Annotated in this window: 20 protein-coding genes; 19 read left to right on the top strand and 1 reads right to left on the bottom strand. The window is 36.3% G+C overall.

Annotation, left to right across the window (positions count from 1 at the left end; translation table 11 throughout):
* Nucleotides 1–75: 75 nt before the first annotated feature.
* The 16 genes from C1A40_RS02905 (at nucleotide 76) to C1A40_RS02830 (ending at nucleotide 12310) form a co-directional block, all read left to right on the top strand.
* A complete protein-coding gene (locus C1A40_RS02905; RefSeq protein WP_102994592.1) occupies nucleotides 76–2001 on the top strand; it encodes a tape measure protein in 1926 nt (641 codons plus the stop codon).
* Entirely contained in the window at nucleotides 2001–2663 is a 663-nt protein-coding gene (locus tag C1A40_RS02900; protein WP_102994591.1) for a DUF6046 domain-containing protein, read from the top strand. The genes C1A40_RS02905 and C1A40_RS02900 overlap by 1 nt, the downstream gene beginning before the upstream one ends.
* 86 nt (nucleotides 2664–2749) lie before the next feature.
* Nucleotides 2750–3721 carry a hypothetical protein gene (locus C1A40_RS02895; protein ID WP_102994590.1) on the top strand — a complete coding sequence of 324 codons (972 nt, stop codon included), beginning with the start codon at nucleotides 2750–2752 and terminating at the stop codon, nucleotides 3719–3721.
* Nucleotides 3721–4224, top strand: a complete 504-nt coding sequence (locus tag C1A40_RS02890) for a hypothetical protein (RefSeq protein WP_102994589.1) — start codon at nucleotides 3721–3723, stop codon at nucleotides 4222–4224. Before C1A40_RS02895 ends, C1A40_RS02890 begins: the two co-directional genes overlap by 1 nt.
* A gap of 6 nt (nucleotides 4225–4230) precedes the next feature.
* Entirely contained in the window at nucleotides 4231–4440 is a 210-nt protein-coding gene (locus C1A40_RS02885; RefSeq protein WP_102994588.1) for a hypothetical protein, read from the top strand.
* Nucleotides 4440–4784: a hypothetical protein gene (locus tag C1A40_RS02880; RefSeq protein WP_102994587.1), complete on the top strand. Its 345-nt coding sequence runs from the start codon at nucleotides 4440–4442 to the stop codon at nucleotides 4782–4784. Before C1A40_RS02885 ends, C1A40_RS02880 begins: the two co-directional genes overlap by 1 nt.
* Entirely contained in the window at nucleotides 4762–5061 is a 300-nt protein-coding gene (locus C1A40_RS02875; RefSeq protein ID WP_158651253.1) for a hypothetical protein, read from the top strand. Before C1A40_RS02880 ends, C1A40_RS02875 begins: the two co-directional genes overlap by 23 nt.
* 1 nt (nucleotide 5062) lies before the next feature.
* Entirely contained in the window at nucleotides 5063–5935 is an 873-nt protein-coding gene (locus C1A40_RS02870) for a nucleotidyltransferase (RefSeq protein ID WP_102994585.1), read from the top strand.
* Nucleotides 5936–5951: 16 nt separating this feature from the next.
* A complete protein-coding gene (locus tag C1A40_RS02865) occupies nucleotides 5952–6392 on the top strand; it encodes a hypothetical protein (RefSeq protein ID WP_241910472.1) in 441 nt (146 codons plus the stop codon).
* The gene (locus tag C1A40_RS02860; RefSeq protein ID WP_102994584.1) at nucleotides 6392–7228 is read left to right on the top strand and encodes a phage baseplate protein; all 837 of its coding nucleotides are present in this window, start codon (nucleotides 6392–6394) and stop codon (nucleotides 7226–7228) included. Before C1A40_RS02865 ends, C1A40_RS02860 begins: the two co-directional genes overlap by 1 nt.
* Before the next feature lies 1 nt (nucleotide 7229).
* Nucleotides 7230–8687, top strand: a complete 1458-nt coding sequence (locus C1A40_RS02855) for a hypothetical protein (protein ID WP_102994583.1) — start codon at nucleotides 7230–7232, stop codon at nucleotides 8685–8687.
* Between the two features lie 13 nt (nucleotides 8688–8700).
* Entirely contained in the window at nucleotides 8701–9123 is a 423-nt protein-coding gene (locus tag C1A40_RS02850) for a hypothetical protein (protein ID WP_102994582.1), read from the top strand.
* Entirely contained in the window at nucleotides 9120–9533 is a 414-nt protein-coding gene (locus tag C1A40_RS02845) for a hypothetical protein (protein WP_102994581.1), read from the top strand. Before C1A40_RS02850 ends, C1A40_RS02845 begins: the two co-directional genes overlap by 4 nt.
* 381 nt (nucleotides 9534–9914) lie before the next feature.
* Entirely contained in the window at nucleotides 9915–10379 is a 465-nt protein-coding gene (locus C1A40_RS18415) for a thymidylate synthase (protein ID WP_338418072.1), read from the top strand.
* A gap of 161 nt (nucleotides 10380–10540) precedes the next feature.
* Nucleotides 10541–10996, top strand: a complete 456-nt coding sequence (locus C1A40_RS02835) for a DUF4442 domain-containing protein (protein ID WP_102997121.1) — start codon at nucleotides 10541–10543, stop codon at nucleotides 10994–10996.
* 513 nt (nucleotides 10997–11509) lie between these two features.
* Entirely contained in the window at nucleotides 11510–12310 is an 801-nt protein-coding gene (locus tag C1A40_RS02830; protein WP_102994580.1) for a TIGR00266 family protein, read from the top strand.
* Between the two features lie 202 nt (nucleotides 12311–12512).
* On the opposite strand, the gene C1A40_RS02825 is transcribed toward C1A40_RS02830, so the two are convergent.
* Nucleotides 12513–15521 carry a T9SS type A sorting domain-containing protein gene (locus tag C1A40_RS02825; RefSeq protein WP_102994579.1) on the bottom strand — a complete coding sequence of 1003 codons (3009 nt, stop codon included), beginning with the start codon at nucleotides 15519–15521 and terminating at the stop codon, nucleotides 12513–12515.
* Nucleotides 15522–15989: 468 nt separating this feature from the next.
* Between C1A40_RS02825 and C1A40_RS02820 the strand changes: the two genes are divergently transcribed.
* The 3 genes from C1A40_RS02820 to C1A40_RS02810 all read left to right on the top strand — a co-directional run bounded on the left by C1A40_RS02820 (nucleotide 15990) and on the right by C1A40_RS02810 (nucleotide 17602).
* Nucleotides 15990–16184 (top strand): hypothetical protein, encoded by a 195-nt coding sequence (locus C1A40_RS02820; protein WP_102994578.1) that lies wholly within the window; start codon nucleotides 15990–15992, stop codon nucleotides 16182–16184.
* Nucleotides 16185–16309: 125 nt separating this feature from the next.
* Nucleotides 16310–16639 (top strand): hypothetical protein, encoded by a 330-nt coding sequence (locus C1A40_RS02815; RefSeq protein ID WP_102994577.1) that lies wholly within the window; start codon nucleotides 16310–16312, stop codon nucleotides 16637–16639.
* 177 nt (nucleotides 16640–16816) lie between these two features.
* Nucleotides 16817–17602, top strand: a complete 786-nt coding sequence (locus C1A40_RS02810) for an MbnP family protein (RefSeq protein ID WP_102994576.1) — start codon at nucleotides 16817–16819, stop codon at nucleotides 17600–17602.
* Nucleotides 17603–17636 lie beyond the last annotated feature (34 nt).

The raw sequence follows: 17636 nt of genomic DNA, 5'->3' as shown, positions 1-17636 counted from the left end.
ACTTAAAAGCATAGGGAACCAACGCTTAAAAGTTAACAACAAACCAAAAAGTATTAAAACAGTTACAATCACGGTATGGCTAATTTATTAGAATATACATTAAGTCTAAACGACCAGATGAGTGCTAAATTACAAAAAATTGGCGTTAACTCTGGTACGGCTTTAGATATATTCGCAAAGTTAGAAACCCAAACCAAAGAGGTAGATCGTGTTATGAAAGGTACAGGAACTTCGGTTGGTGCCTTACGTAGAAAATTAGATTTATTAAAAAGTGAACGAGACTGGATTCCCCAATCTAACATTCAAGGCATTCGTAAGTATAACACCGAAATAAAACGCCTTACTTCACAAATAAACCGTTTTGAGACTATAAACGGCAGTCGTACTAAAAGCTGGTTTCAGGATGCGTTTAGTCAAATACCTATGTCGGGTTTGTTAACCAATCCGTTAGTAATGGGTGGTCTTGCCGTTGGTAAGTCGTTGCGCGTTGGTATAGAACAGGAAATGCAACAAACGTCTTTTGAAGTGCTTTTAGGAGGCGAAGATGCTGCAAAAGATATGATGCAGGAAATTAGCGAATACGCTAAGAAAACACCATACAAAAAACTAGGCTTGGGCGATGCTACTAAAACTATGTTGGGTTTTGGGATTGCTCAGGAAAAAATTATGCCCACGCTTAAAGCTCTTGGAGATGTGGCAATGGGCGATGCTAATAAAATGAACTCATTAACCTTGGCATATTCGCAAATGAGTAGTACAGGGAAACTTACTGGACAGGATTTGCTTCAAATGATTAATGCCGGTTTTAATCCTTTAAACGAAATTTCTAAGCAAACGGGCAAAAGTATAGGTGAATTAAAAGACGACATGGCCAAAGGAGCTATTTCTGCCGAAATGGTAGAAAATGCATTTATATCTGCAACCTCCGAAGGCGGACAATTTAACGGCATGGCCGATAAAATGAGTAAAACCATAGGCGGGCGTTTTAGTACGCTTATGGATAGTTTGGAAGAAAAGTTTTTAGCCTTATTTGGCGCAATTCAACCAGTTGCTAGTGTGCTTTTAGATATGGCTATATATGGTTTGGATGCTGTAGGTTCAGGTATGGCTTATTTAATAGATCAGTTTCAAGCAGGTAATCCAATTATTGTTATGGCAACGGGTTTGATACTAAGTATGGCAACAGCTTTGGCAATCATGAAAGTGGCTACTATGGCGCAATCGGCTTGGACGTGGGCGTTAGCTACTGCCAATAAAGTGCAAACAGCATCTTGGTGGCAACTTAACGCGGCTATGTTGGCAAACCCTGTAACATGGATAATTGCCGGTGTAGTTGCGCTTATTGGTCTCATAGGTTATTTAGTGTATAAAGTAGATGGCTGGGGCGAAGCTTGGAGTAATACGGTTAATGGTGTTAAGTCATTATGGGGTGCATACATGAGCTATTTAAAGCTAACCTGGTTAGGAGGAGAACATATCATACTTTCTGGTATCGATGCGATAAAAGTTGCTTGGCTTAAGTTAAAAGGGCTTTGGGATGAAGAGGGTGCGCAAGCTGGATTATCACAAATACAAAGGCAAAGTAACGAACGTTTAAAGGCTATTGAAAAGACACAAGATCTATTAAAGCAGCAAGGCAAAGATGCTGTAGGATCTTTTGTAGCTGGTTGGAATAGCTTGTCTGTTAATGATAAAAGTATTGGAGATGTTAAAGATAGTATTTCTAATAAATTAGGTATTGGTGCTCCTAAAGTACCAGGAACAAACGGAAGTGTTGTAACCAACCTAGATACCAACAAAACAAACAATAATAAACAGACCAACACCGCCACAGCCACAGGAGGAACGAAACACAACTATGTTACTATAAGCTTGCAATCACTTATTGAAAATTTAAGAATAGAAGGTAAAAACTTTAAAGACAGTGCTAAGCAAATGGAAGACCAAACCGTAGAAGCTTTGGTACGTACTTTGGCAATGGCATCAACTGCAGTAGGATAATGGAATTAAATAAACAAGACATCATATTTTCTAGCCTTGTAGGTGTACACCGTAACGAACGCTTTAAGGTGGTGCAAAACCAATTAAGTAAAAACGTGTTGCCTCCTATTCCGTTTTTAGGCTTTAAAAATAAAGAAGCTTTAGCCGAAAGCAATGCTTCTGTTTTAAGTGAGCATTGGCAAGCTGATACTCCAAGAGCCGAAGGCGATCAGTTTTTTCCATTCTCTTTTGTGGGTAGTGATGGTCAAAAGTATTTATTGCCTTACGAACCCATGATAACTATTGCAGGTAAAAATAGCATTGTGCGTCGTAATGTGGCAAAGGCTAAAACAGTAAATGGGCAATTAATTAGTGGTTCTATTAAAGAACGTTGGACCCAAGGAGATTATGAAATTACCATTACAGGAGTACTTATTGGTAGTTTACTTACTGGTGATATGGAAGATTGTTTTCCTATATCCGATTTTGAGAAGCTGCGCGATTTTATGATAGCTCCAAGACGAATAAAAGTGTATTGCGAACCTTTAAGAATACTAGGTGTTGATTACATAGTTATTGAAGATTTTAGTTTCCCTTTTACCAAAGGGGAAAATGTACAGGCTTACGAGATTAAAGCGTATAGCGATTTTGATTATAAACTATTACTAGAATTAGATGATTAATTTTTATTACAGCCCTGTATTAGGGCTGCAATTTTTCAGTATAGAGAAACCGATACAAACCAACCAAAAAAGTAAAAAACAAAAGCGTGCTAAACATCGATTGGTACATAGAGTTTAAGAACAGTGAAGGTAAGCGCTTTCAGTTGGCGTTATTAGCAGAATGCGAAATTATTTCGAGCGTAGAAAATTTAGCCGATACGGCAACCATTGTTTTACCTGAAGCTGTAATGAACGATCCTTTAAATTTTGAAAACAAAATAGGTAGAGGTACCGAGGTGCTCATTAAAATGGGCTACGATAACCAATTAGAAACTGAATTTACAGGCTTTATTAAAGAAATCTTAAATACCGATAGTGCTTTAAAAATCATTTGTGAGGATGCTTTGTTTGTTTTTCGTGTTGGTGTTCCAGATGTCGAATTAAAAGAAACTTCAGTGTCTAAAATTGCGCAGTATGTTATTAGTCAAATAGACGCTAATTATACAGTAAACTGCAGTTTCGATATTAATTATGAAAAGTTCACCATTCACGACGCTACAGGTTATGAGGTATTAAAGAAGATACAAGAAGACACTAGTGCGGCAATATATTTTGATTCGGTTAATAAGGTATTGCACATTCATGAACCTTATATATACAAAGGAGGTGAAGCCATTTATAGCATGCAGCATAATATTGAAAGCTCCAGTTTAGAGTATAAAAACAAACTAGATTATAAAGTAGAAGTGACAGTTGAAAGTACAGATGTAAAGGGCAATGTACACAAAACAGTTATAGGTACAACAGGAGGTGAAAAGGTAGTAAAGCAAACTGGGGTTTTAGGTTCTGAAGCTGCCGAAAAGCTTGCGCAAGCTATTTTAAAAACACAACAGGCACCCATGTACGAAGGAAGTTTCGATACTTGGTTGGTACCTATGTGTAAGCCTACTTATTCGGCTAGAATAAAAGATGAAGATTACCCCGATAAAACCGCTTGGTATTATGTAAAAAGTGTAACCACAACTTTAAGTGAATCGGGAGGTAAACGCACGATAACACCAGGAATAAAATTAAACTAATGGCAGAACTAGCAGAAGTAAAAAGGTTGTTGCGTGAGGTTGTTGGAGCAAATCCCAATTTGCCTATTCCTGCAAAGGTGCTTAGTGTCTCTGGTGATTTGTGTACAGTCCAACTAAAAGGAGGTTTTAAGCTAACCGATGTAAAGTTAAAAGCAACCAGTAATGGTAATTCAAGTTTTGTCCTGGTAACACCAAAACTTAACAGCATGGTTTTATTGCTAAGCTTAACAGGGAAGCTAGATAACTTAACCATTATTAAAGTAGATGAAGTTGAAAAAATGGAGCTCGTTCAGGGCGATTTAAAAATAGTTGTAGATAGTAGCGACAATAAAATAGGTATAGAAAATAGCACCACCTCAATGAATGCATTGTTTGCAGATTTGGTAAGTATTTTAAAAACACTAAAAGTGTTTACCCCTGTGGGACCTAGTGGCACACCTTTACCCGATAGTATTACTAAAATTACAGCTTTTGAAACCAAATTTAAAGCCTTATTAAAATAGTATTAAATGGCACTTAATAAAACACAATTGCAAGCTGATATTAAAAATTTGCTCACTGAAATGATGCAACGAGAAAACACGTCTATTGATGAGTTTGCCGAACGCCTAAGCAATTCTATTGATGATTATGTTAAAAGTGCTAGCATACAATATAATTCGGGTTTAGTTGCGCCAAATGGAGCGGTAACAGGAACTTTTAACGGAAACTTAAATTAATGGGCAAGGATATAGGATTACAGCTGGTAGATCAAAACGATGTAGGAACCGTAATGGATTTAAAAATAAACCCGCAATATGACGCCAATGGAAAAATAATAAGCGGTGTAGTTGTAGGGAATATTTTAGAGCAAAACAAAGCACTTATACTTTTAGCAAAGCAGGGTGAAATAAAGTTCCGTCCCGATTTAGGTGTAGGTATTGAGGATGTGTTATTAAGTGATGACTATTTAGAATATCGCCACACCATTAGAGAACATTTTGCAAAGGATACTTTAAAGATAAGTACGTTGCAATTGTATAAAAACAAACCTTTTATAATTGAAGCAACTTATGGTAGTTGAGCAAGGACAAAGTTTTTTAGATATGGTGCTTCAGGAAACTGGTAGCGTAGAAAATGCTTTAGCTATGGCAATAGAAAACCAGCTAAGTATAACCAGTGATTTGCAAATAGGGCAAAACCTTAATGCAGTTCCTGTAACAAACAAACGTGTAGCAGCTTTGTTTCATAATAACAATAAACCCGCTACACACCAAACGTTTCCTGATTCGGGCAATTTAAGCCCAATATTAGGCGGCATCGATTATATGGCAATTGAAGTAGATTTTATAGTACAATAATATGGCACGAAGTAAAAACGACATAAAAGCAGAAATAACAACCAACTTTATGGGTAATGCCAATATTGCGGCAGCCTATGGTTTTAATATAGGTGATTCGTTTGTAAATACTTTTTCATTGGTAAGCTTGGAGAATTTTTTGTTTGAAATTCTAGCTTATGCGATATATGTACATGAGCTTTTATTTGATACACATAAAACAGAAATAGATCAAGCTTTGTTAAACCAAAAATCGGGGCGATTAAGTTGGTATCGCACTATGGCTTTGGCTTTTCAGTATGGCTTCGATTTAATTGAGGATACCGATGTTTTTGATAATTCTACAGCCACACAAGATCAAATAGATGCTTCCAAAATAATAAAGTATGCAGCCGTTAATGAAAGTGTTACCGAAAGCCGGGTTATTATAAAAATTGCAGGTGAAGAAAACGATGTGTTAGCACCTTTACAACCTAGCGAACTCGCTTCGTTTGAAGCCTACTTACAAGAAATACGGTATGCAGGGGTACAGATAACTGTGGTTAATTATTTGCCCGATTTATTGTTTTTAACCTTGCAAATTCAACGTGATCCTTTAGTGTTAGATGCTAATGGCATGAGTATAAAAAACGGAAATTTCCCTGTTATTGATGCTATTGAGGCTTACATGAAATTACTGCCGTTTGATGGTGAGTTTGTCATTTTTGACTTCTTAAAATATATCGAAGCCAATGCAGAAGGAGTTGTGACACCTACAGCCTTAAATGTGGAAAGTAGTTTTATAGATCCTTTAACCGATGCTTACGGTTCGCCTGTAAGTATTCCAATTAAAACGATTCCGTTTTCGGGTTATTTTAAAGTAGATAACTATAACAGTATTTCGTATGTGGTATAGTGTGAACTTTTACAAATTGGCTTTTCATTTTTTAATGATTGGGTTACGAAAACCTGTATTGTTATCGTGGTTGTATAGTGTTTTGTTTCCGTTGCAAACCTTACATGAGTCCTGGAAACAATTTAGAGTTGATAACCTCTACAAGCTGGCGCACACAGGGCAAGTGTGTTATTTACGTGCTGCATTAAACGATGCTTTTGATGTGTCGGCAAGACGTATTTATATAGATGGTACAGGAGGTAATGCGCAAAAAACATACGTGTACACGGTTGGCGAAAATCAGCCTAAATATTTAAAAACCCTGTACCTGCATAATGCCTTGGAATTTGCAAATACTGGAGCAGATTTTATTGTTTATGTGCCTTCAAGTATTGCACAGTCACAAGGCTATGAGCTACGTGCTCTAATAGATTTTTACAAAGTAGCTAGTAAGCGTTATTTAATAATAGAGATATAATGAACATATTTGACTTTTTACAAACAGGAGGTTTTCCGTTTGAAACCGATACGCTTCACGAAATGCAAGCGGCCTATAATATATTTAATGCCTTTGGAGCTTTGGCAGGCGATAAAACCATAATAAGTGGTTGTGCGGTTACAGGAAGTACTGTAAGTGATGGGGTTGTTTACCTAAATGGGGAGGTGTTTAATTTTGTTGGAGGTAACGAACAAGCTACAGTTAGAATTATAGAAACACCAACTTCAAAAGTATTTGAAGATGGTAGTACTAAAGAAGTGCTTAAAAAACGTCATGTAACTTTTGCTAGCGGTGTTGGAGCCATAAACTGGAGTGAATTTACAAGGCTAGATTCTTTAAAAAATATCAATAGTCGCATTTTGCCTCCAGGTACAAATCCGCAATTATACAGTGGAGCAATTGCAAACATACCCACAGGCTGGCAGTTGTGCGACGGAACCAATAATACACCCGATTTAAGAGGTCAGTTTATTGTTGGTTATAACCCAAATGATACCGATTATAATGCCATAGGTAAAACAGGAGGTGAAAAAGAGGTTACGCTTACAGAACAGCAAATGCCTTCGCACAGCCATACAGGTTCAACAAGCACAAATGGGGCGCATACGCACACACACCAAAGGTTAAAAGTAGCTACTAAAGGTGAATCTAAAAATGATGCTTACTACCGTGTTCATGGATCCGATGAAACAGGAACAACCAGTAGTGCAGGTAATCACTCCCATACACTTAGTACTAATAATACTGGTGGTGGCCAAGGTCACGAGAACCGCCCGCCTTTCTACACATTAGCATACATCATTTATACAGGATAATATGACAACAGCATTAAATACAATTAAGAACTGGTTTAAAACAGGATTAAAACCAACCCAATCACAATTTTGGGCAACGTGGGATAGTTTTTGGCATAAAGATGAAACCATACCGCAAAATAAAATAGAGAGTCTGCAACAAAGCTTTGATGCTAAGCAGGATAAAAGTGGCTTGCATGCAGTGGCTACTAGTGGAGATTATGGTGATTTGGAGAATAAGCCTCCAATTCCAACTTCCACCTCCGATTTAGCTAATGATGGTTCAGATGGAACTTCATCCTATGTAGAGCATGATGAGATTAGTATTGTTGCCACTACCAACGATTACAACGATTTAGATAATGTGCCGGTTTTCAAATCAGTTGAAAATGAATATCCCGATATGGCAACAATGTATGCCGATCAAGCCAACCAAGCCTCAGAGAACATACAACATGTGGTTGATGCTAGTGATCACCCTCAAATTGGTGGTGACAGTGCCTATTTTGAATATTTAGGCACTACTAATGGTGATGAGACGGATTATAGGTTGTTGTCTGAAGCTGAGAGCGCGCCAATTTCGGGTTCAATTTCTCGAACTTCTGAGTTAGTTAACGATGGTGCATCAGGAACTTCAACGTATGTAGAACACGATGATTTAAACCCCACTGCTATAGATGGATTGTCAATAAGAGATGCTAATGGAGTTGAGCAGTTTAAGGCTACTGAAGATATACAGTTTGAGAACGTCGAGTTTGACCCAGCTAATAAAAGAATCACAGTTCCTAATGTTGTTGATGAATTTGGGGTAAGAACTAAAATAGAAATAGGGGATAACGCTTTACAAAACGAAAGTACGTTTAGAAAGAATAGCCTAATTATAGCTCAGACTCAACAAGATTCAGTTCCTACTACTTATGAATTTTGGGCTCAAGCAAGACAATTAGGGGGCGGGTGGCACTCTAAAATGGAGTTTTATTTACAAAACAACAATGATGCCAAATTATTAATGTTAGAAATGAGTAATACAGGTATATTCGCTCATTATCACTTGACAGTTAATAAAGGTATAAGTTCATTAGAAGGATTTACATCTATAGGATCTAATAATCCTAACACTAATATTATTAAATTTAACGATAGTACTGAAGGGCATTACGTAGAATTTAATGCAGTAAATGATGTCAGCGGACATAATATTAAAGTTTTAGAGATAAAAAATCTAAGTCAATATTCTTCTAGAAAAGCTATAACAAGATTCATACTTAAAAACCATACTGAATCTGAAGTTGTACTATGTGAAATGAGTATAGTGAACGGAAACAAAACTACTTTTATCGGTTCTATTAAAATGGATGATTTAGATTTATCTGCTTTAGGTTCTTATGCTGACGATACAGCAGCTGCTGCGGGAGGGGTCGCTATTGGGTTTGGCTATATAAATACTGCAACTGGGGCTTTACACAGAAGATTAACATAATATTATAAATAAAATGATAAAAATTAGGTCAACGCAGAAATTAGCAACATCCAACAGCAAAGGTCTTTGTGATGTTCAAAGAACTCTATCGAATTTTACATTCGATTTAGAAAAAAGAGTAATCAGAACAATTGTTACTGATGTCTTATTTCAAGAACAGGAAATTGAAATTGATGAGGAAACAATAACTGAAAGGCTTATTATTGAAACTAGACAAGGAGAAGCTTATGAATACACTATTAAGGAGATAGATGATTTTTATGCTTTAATCGGTACTGATATAACAAAAGAGGAAGGTTTTTCAGTAGGGCTTTTAAGTAATTTGACAAGTGTTTTGATTGCAGAAACATCTTCATACGAAAGACAAACCATGTCTAATTGGATTCCGGACACAGAACACGTTTTGGTACATGAATTCACTAAAATCGAGGAATGAATTTAGTATTATCATTTTTAGCTCAACTCTTATTTGCCTTTGTAGGACTCATTGACAGTTTTTTTATGTTGTTCTACAAAGTAAGAGGAGAGAAATGGTATAAACTTACTGACCAAAGGAGTTTTGAAAAGGCTTTCAATATTGATGTTTACGGAAATTACCAATACAACGAATTATGGAATGTATTATTTTCTAAAAACGGTTATCAGTTTGGTCGTTTTGGAGAAACCATGAGTAGTTGTTTTGGTAAAAAACAGAAAGAAAAGTCACTTACTTGGTTTGGCTGGATGGTATTATTTCTGATTAATACTGTAGATGTGACTAAGTGGGTAAATGGCTTTAAGGGTAAAGGGTTTCATTGTGAAGCTTCCATACAAAGCGATGCAGCAATTGCTGACTTTATAAAATAAAAATTGCAAAAACCTATGGAGTGCGGGTTTAAAAAAAAAGCCCTCCAGCAAATAAATACTTTCCTACGGTAATTTATTATAGCAACAAAGCCACAGCGCTGGAGGACATAAGTCTTCTATGCTGTGGCTTTGCTATTTTATAATTACTCGTAGGAGACACAAATATAAACATCAATCAATTAATATCAATCAATAAAACGATCAGTTATGAACAACAAGTATTATAGTATGCTTGAAAAAGTGCTTACCAAGGGTAAGACACAGAAAAACAACAAGGGAAACATTACGTATTTGTTAAACCAACAATTGCATTTAAAACCTTGTGATTTGCTCGAAATTTTTGAGGGGCACGGTATTGCCAGAATAAAGCTAAAAAAGTAATTGGAGTTGTTTCAAAGTGGTGAGCGCTTAACAGAAAGCTACAGAGAAGTAGGTATTACGTGGTGGGATTATTGTGGTCCTATATTGGTAAATAGTTATCCTACATACTTTGAGAAGTTACCTAGTTTAATCACTAAGATTAATAAAGAGAAACGAAACTCTAAGAACTATGTGTTGTTTTTGGGGTCTAATGACACTGAAAGCAACCAACAGCCCTGCTTAAGCCTAATCCAGTTTCAAATAGATAAGGGTAAGTTGGTGCTTAGCGCTTATCAAAGATCCAGTGACGCTAACTTAGGCTTACCCGCGGATATATATCACCTGTATTTAATAAGTAGACAAATTAACTTACCGTTAAAGTCTATTACTTTAAATTTGGGTAATGTACATGTGTATGAGAATAATAAAAAGCTAACTAAGCAGCTTTTAAAAGGAAAGAGTGTGAAATTTGAATTGAACGTGTAGTTTAATAGTCTTTAACAGCCTTTTAAATTGATTTTAAAACTCGATTAAAAGGCTGTTTTCTTTGTATATTTAGGAGAAATAATATGCAAAACAGTGTGCATTTCGTTTTGATTATGTGTGCATTTCGATTTTGCGATTATAAGTGAATTTAAATGATGCGTATGAATGTAACACCTACAAAATTAAATACTTATATGGCGTTTAAGCTGCCTGCGGCTTATTTGTGCGGCGTAAGAACACGGTTTATAGATGACAAAAAGTGTGAGGCTGCTGTGAAACACCGGTGGATCAATCAAAATCCTTTTAAGTCGATGTTTTGGGCTGTTCAAGGCATGGCTGCCGAGTTTACAACTGGAGCTTTAATGATGGCGAAAATCCAGTCGACCGGCAAAAAAATGTCCATGTTAGTGACTGCCAATAGGGCTAGCTACTCCAAAAAAGCTAGAGGGAAAATCACCTTTACTTGTAAGGATGGAGAATTGGTCGATGCCTTGTTAGAAAAGGCGATCGTAACCGGAACGGGAGAAACTTTAACGATGACTTCTGTTGGTGTTGATGAAGCAGGGGATGAGGTTTCTACCTTTCATTTTGAATGGAGTGTTAAGCTGAAGGTTTAGTTATTTGTTTTTATTAGAATACCTAGAGGCTCCAAAGAAAAAACTTTGTGTGTCTATGTGTTAGCTCAGCGAAACTCTGTGAAAAAAACTTTACGCCGAGATTCACAGAGAACGCGCTAAGGTTCACAGAGAAGACATTCAGTGTATCTATCTCCGTGCTAACATAGAGAAACTCTGAGAAAAAAGCTTAATGCAGAGCCTCACAGAAAAGACGCTAAGGTTCACAAAGAAAAAGCTTTGTGTGTCTCTGTGTTAGCTCAGCGAAACTCTGTGAAAAAAAAATTTACGCTGAGATTCACAGAGAAGTCACGAAGGTCTACAAAGAAGAACTCAGTGTATCTCTGCGTTATTTCAGCGAAACTCTGAGAAATAGAAATCTTTACGCAGAGCCTCACAAAGAAGGCACTAAGGTCCACAAAGAAAAAACGTAGAGTATTTCTGTGAAAAAAATAAAATCACTGTAACAAAACAAAAAAGGGAACAACATATTATTATCAACAAAAATCGAAAAAAATGACAGCACACGAAATTGATTACATCATCTACGGCGAAGAAATGCAATACGTAGAAATTGAATTAGATCCACAAGAAGGTGTCGTAGCCGAGGCCGGAAGTTTTATGATGATGGAAGAGGGCATCCACATGGAAACCATTTTTGGTGATGGTTCACAAAAGGATTCTGGGTTTTTAGGACAAATATTAGGAGCTGGAAAACGTATTCTTACGGGCGAAAGTTTATTTATGACAGCCTTTTATAACAACCTAAGCGGAAAGCGCAAGGTCTCTTTTGCTTCACCATATCCCGGTAAAATCATTCCTATTGATTTAACCCGCTTCGGCGGTAAATTTATTTGTCAGAAAGATGCTTTTCTATGTGCAGCCAAAGGTGTGAGTATTGGTATAGAGTTTTCCAAACGTTTAGGGCGTGGTTTGTTTGGGGGCGAAGGTTTTATCATGCAAAAGCTTGAGGGCGATGGTATGGCCTTCGTACATGCTGGAGGTACTATGGCTATGAAAGAACTTAAGGCAGGTGAAACTTTACGTGTTGATACAGGTTGTATTATTGGTTTCGATCAAACCATTGATTATGATATCGAGTTTGTGGGTGGCATAAAAAATACCATTTTTGGAGGCGAGGGCTTGTTTTTTGCAAAATTGAGAGGCCCTGGAACCGTTTATATTCAGTCTTTACCTTTTAGTCGATTAGCTGGTCGCGTTTTGGCCTCTGCACCACAAGCAGGAGGAAAGCGTAAAGGTGAAGGTAGTGTGTTAGGCGGTCTCGGTGATTTACTTGATGGTGATAACCGTTTTTAGATTAAGCGGAAGAACGTGAAATTATAAAAGTAGGGCGGTCTGAAAAAGTAGCACAGCTGTCATATTGAGCCTGTCGAAATATGTTTATTGGATTAAAAATCAATATCGGTTTCCATAGGCTCAATACATAAAAAAGTCTCAATGACTATGAGAATTTGAAATAAATTCAGATTGACGAAACACTAACTTTTTATACAGCCTCCTAATATTTAAGAAACTTCATAGAGCGCGTATTAGAATCCGATTTCAGTTTTAAATTTAATATGTATAAACCTTCACTTAATGAGCTAACATCAATATTAGCCGATTTTAACGATCTTTTGGTGATGACTTTTTTACCATTAACATCATAGATTATTACGGAGGCTATGTTGCTTAAATCTTCAGTATGATTTAAAGTTAGGGTTTCAGTTGGTTTATTGTAAGTTGCCGTAACGGTGTTTTTTGCAACCCCTTCAGTATTTAGAAGGCTTTCTTTTTGAAACACAATAGCAAATCGGTTTTCATAGGTGCCACTTTGTAAAGTAATCTCCGCGATGGTATGTCTTAAATCGTAGTAGCTATTCGTTTCATAATCCTTTAAAAACACTTCTAAGGCATCAGGTAGATTTTGTGAATCATCTATAGTCATTTTGTAAATACCGCTATCGATAGCTTTTATTGTAACTGGCAATTCATCCTCAATATTTATTTGGGGTAAGGCCTGGATAACTAATTCCTTGTCTTCTAATGGCCAGTAAATATCATTTTTAAATTCATTAAAAGCTATCGCATCATAACCATGGTCGTAACCTATGGTGGCATGATTTGGATCGTAACCTAAGCCCATAGTTTTCTTTATGTTGTTAGGTTCTAAAAACGCAAACCATATTTTGGTTCTGTTATCTTGAGTCGTCGTTGATTTATTGCTGTTAGACTTATAGAAAACACTTCCGCCATCTGAATCTTTGGCAAAAACACGTTGGTTGTTGTTGAATGTAACAAAGCCTGTAGAAGTGATCGTTACAAAAAAACCTTGCCCTACACTAATATTACCGGTTGGTTTTGCTTTTGATGCAGATCCGAGTCCGCTTGTTAAACCAGAATTATCAGGAATTGCAGCTGAAGTTCCCATCATCAGGTTATAGGTGGCATATCCGCCTTCGTAATCTTTAAGGTAGTGGCTATTATTAGTAATGAAATGCTCCCAGAAATAAAGGGTCCCGTCTATAATGCCTGTATTGTCAGTAATAAATTGATCAGCATTTAGGGCAGATGGGTATGGATTCCCTAGTAATAAATCGTATCCAGGAACTGCTACTTTGGTATAATTCCCATCGTTTGGTATGCCGTTAAAAACGTACTCTTGTTCTGTCCCTGTGGCTCCAGAGCCTTTTAGAGTATAGCCTTCAGCTGAACTAATTGGTATATTGGTTTCTATTTTCTGCCAAGCATCATAATCATTAGTTGCTCCGCTAAAAGTATACAACCATCTGCTGCTTAAAGTTATTGGCGATGTAGATGGGTCAGCATTTAAATTGGAAGTAAATGCTATTTGGCCACTAGCATCTTCAAGCCAGCCAATTTCCCATACGCCAGCTTTATTAACAGGAGCGCTCCAGTAATTGTAATTATATAAATTTGTGGTGCCTTGTTGTCTAATAATTAATGTCCCGTTTCCAGAATTTGTAGTTGGTCCCGAGTGATTCTGTATGAGCTGAGCTTCTCCTAATAAGTCTAAGGTACCGTCAATGATTACAGAATCTTCAACTTCTAAAAGTAACCCGTCATTAATATTTAATGTAGCACTCGATTCTACTTCTACTTCTCTTACATGGGCCGTAGCACTTAAGGTGGCTGGACTTCCAGCTTTTACAGTTAATTTTAAACAAGCATCAGCGGCACTTGGTGCATTGGCTGTACCAGAACCATTAAAAAATGCCGATCCATCCCAAACGATTTGGTCGGTGTATCGTAGTGTGAAGTAATCACCATCAGAAAAAGAAACCCCGGTTGCAGTAGCGGTCGTTCCTGAAATAGTAAGAGGGTAAACTGTGGTAGGAGAAAGTAAATTGGCATCGTTATCCACAATTAATTGTAACGATGGACAAGCACCTCCTTGAAAACCAGATAAATCTAAAGCGCTTGTGTCAAAAGAAACCGTAACGGTGCCTAAATCGTTGGTTTTACTAACACGCCATGTGGTGTTTAACTGTTCGGTGTAATTTGTAGTATTAGTAGCGAACTCGTAAGTAGCGTCTTTAATATTTTCACCCCAAAATAAATAATCACCATTAGATAAATTCGAAGGGGTATGTATTCTAACAATCCCTGTGCCTTGTGAATCCGTATGACTTGAACCATCACTAGCTTGGCCTATACCAGCAACATTATGATCGAAATCGCCATTGGCCGCATTATCTTGAAGATAAAAGTTATTAGCCGTAAGTGTTTGATCATATTTTGCAGATAAATAATTATTAATAATGATTCTTTGCGCAGCATTTACTTTGGTTTTAAAAATGGCGACTTCAGTCATATCGCCTACAAAACCTGCAGTTCCAGAAGTATTCCCTCCTAGGTTAAAGCGTTGTGTGCTATAAGAGTTATAGTTCCTTGTATTACCTCTATTTTGTAACAAATTTTCATTTCTATAAAGTTGTTTCCCGGTTGTCGGATTAGCATCATAAGACCAAATGGAGTAGTCCGTTAAGTTTGGAAGACCACCAACTTGTATACGGGCATCAGTGCCACAACAAGTTCCTATATCAAAATATACCGACCCATTCCAAGGGATATGGCAGGTAAATCTGGTTGAGCCAACAAGTGCATCGGTGGTATATACACATGATTTTTGAGTGGTATTATCAGCCCTAACAACAACAAAAGAAGAGGCTTCATCTACTATAAAATTTGAGGCGGTAAGGGTTAGCCCTGTTCTTAACCGATTACTTCCACTAAAGCTAATCTCACCATAACCATTAACAGCATTAGTTATTAGAGTTGGTCTTTGGGTTGTGGTCTCACTCATATTGAAAGCCGCAACTCCTGCAGCATTTTCCCATGAATCAACTGCAGATCCCGATGTTGAAACCCCATGGTCAGGACGAAACCACATGATAAGATTTGAAGTACCATCATTAGTTCCCACACCACCAGGGCCTGTTTGGGCGTGATTAATATTAAAAATAAGTAGCGTAATTAAAACGGTTAAATGTTTAATTTGAGACATGAGTAGGTATTAAATTAGGGCACTAGTCAAGTAGATTGACTTCAGTACAATAATAAAAATTTTCTACTGAAATTATGATGGGTTCATATTAATTTAGATAAGAGGAAGGGATTTTTATATAACTCCGTAAAAAGCATAGTACTTCCATTTCTTTTGTTGTAATATTTGTTTTACTTATCGTCTAGGTTAATTGATTGTTGATTTTTTGTAAATATAAATCGAGTTATAATTTTATAATTGAAATAGCGTTTGTAAAAATAATTTAAGATAATGCCTTGCATTTAAAAGGGATATGCTTTCTTTTGAATTTTTAAACTTTTTTTACACCAATTAAATTTGTGTTAATCAGGCAGAGTTATCGAAAATTTTAGTAAATTTAGACTGTTATTTTTAAAAAAATAATAGCCTATTCAGCAAATCTACTTATAAAATCAATTATTACACCAAACCTAAACTTTAAACAAAATTATGGCAAGAGCAATGATGGAGTACACGAAAACTGTGCTTGATAAAGTAAGTTTCGATAGTAACTTATTTTGCAGAGAAGTGCAAAAGGCAGTTCAAAGACTATTACCATACGAAGTAGAAGAACTTAAAATTTTTATTTTGTCTTTAGTGCAACAAAATCCAGAATTAAATCAATGTTTGGTTTATTTAAAATAAAAAAAGGCGACGATTTTAGTCGCCTTTTTTATGTATTATAGTTTCCTACACTATATTTGCAAAAAAAAAGTACACTGAAACCGATTTTAGCTGTCATATTATTTTTAATACTTTCGGTAAGACCCATGTATTACCTTGGGCAAGTGGCTTATTATGAGTTAAACATCGATTATATTATTGAGAATTACTGTGTTAATAAAGAGAAGCCAGAGTTTCACTGTAATGGAAAATGTCACTTAGCTAAGCAATTACAGCAAAGTACTCCAGAAGAACATTCCGATACTAATACATCTGTTTTATTGGAGTGTTTCTATATGGTATTTAACAATCCTCAAAAACACGATATTAATCGTAACCTTCAAATAATCTCTACAGACAAAAGTGAAATATTTAGTAACGATAAGCAGTACGCTTATTTAAGAATATCTCCTTTGTTTCGACCACCCATGTGTTAATTTTCATAGTGTCTTGATGATAATCAAGATAAATACATCAGCATTCAATAACATACATATTATTTCGTGAGAAGCGCGGTTTCAAACATGCCTTTCACTAGAGTGCTATGATTTTAATCCAAGGCTATTATAGTGCTTGCCTAAAAAAGCACAGTTGTATTTTATTCCAAAACATAAATGAAAACTACAAAATTTGCAAGTGTGATTATGCTTGCTATATCTGTTTTATCGTGTACATCTGATGATGTAAATAATGATGCTATTACAGGAACAGGGGTACTAACCGTTGAATTTGATAATGCCTATAACAATTCCGATTTACTTTTTGAAACCAGTGTTTATAACGCTGTGGATACCGAAAAAATAAAAATCTCAGATGTGAAATACATTGTGAGTAATATTAGATTAGAAGATGAAGACGGAGAGGTTTATACGGTTCCTAAAAATGAGTCTTATTTTATTGTAGATGAATCTAATGAAAATTCACTACTTATCGACTTATCTGATGTTCCGGCTGGAAACTATAAAAAAATAACTTTTGGCATTGGTGTCGATCAAGAGAAATATCTTGAAGGGGCTACTGGACAAGGTGATTTTTTAAGCAAAGCCGAAGAAGCAGGCATGATGTGGTCCTGGCAAGCGGGCTACAAATTTTTTAGATATGAAGGGCTGTATACATCGGCAACCACTACCACCGAAACAGCTTTTACATTCCATATGGGAAGCCACGGAACGGCTCTAGACAATTACAAAGAGATGACTTTAGATATGCCTACAACGGCGCGTGTAAGAACGGATATTTCACCAGTGGTACATATTGTTTCAGATTTATCCCAAGTATTGAATGGTAAAACCCAGTTTAAACTGGATGATGCTCCTCAAATTCATGTGGATGCTGTAAAATCACCTAAAATAGCTGAAAATGTGATTGGTATGTTTAAGGTGCATCACGTACATAATTAATAATATTTTATTGGCTTGATTGGGTTTACTCTCA

It is taken from the genome of Tamlana carrageenivorans (assembly GCF_002893765.1).
Lineage (GTDB): Bacteria > Bacteroidota > Bacteroidia > Flavobacteriales > Flavobacteriaceae > Pseudotamlana > Pseudotamlana carrageenivorans.
Note: the sequence above shows the minus strand (reverse complement) of the source record. Positions and strands in the feature narration are given on the sequence as shown.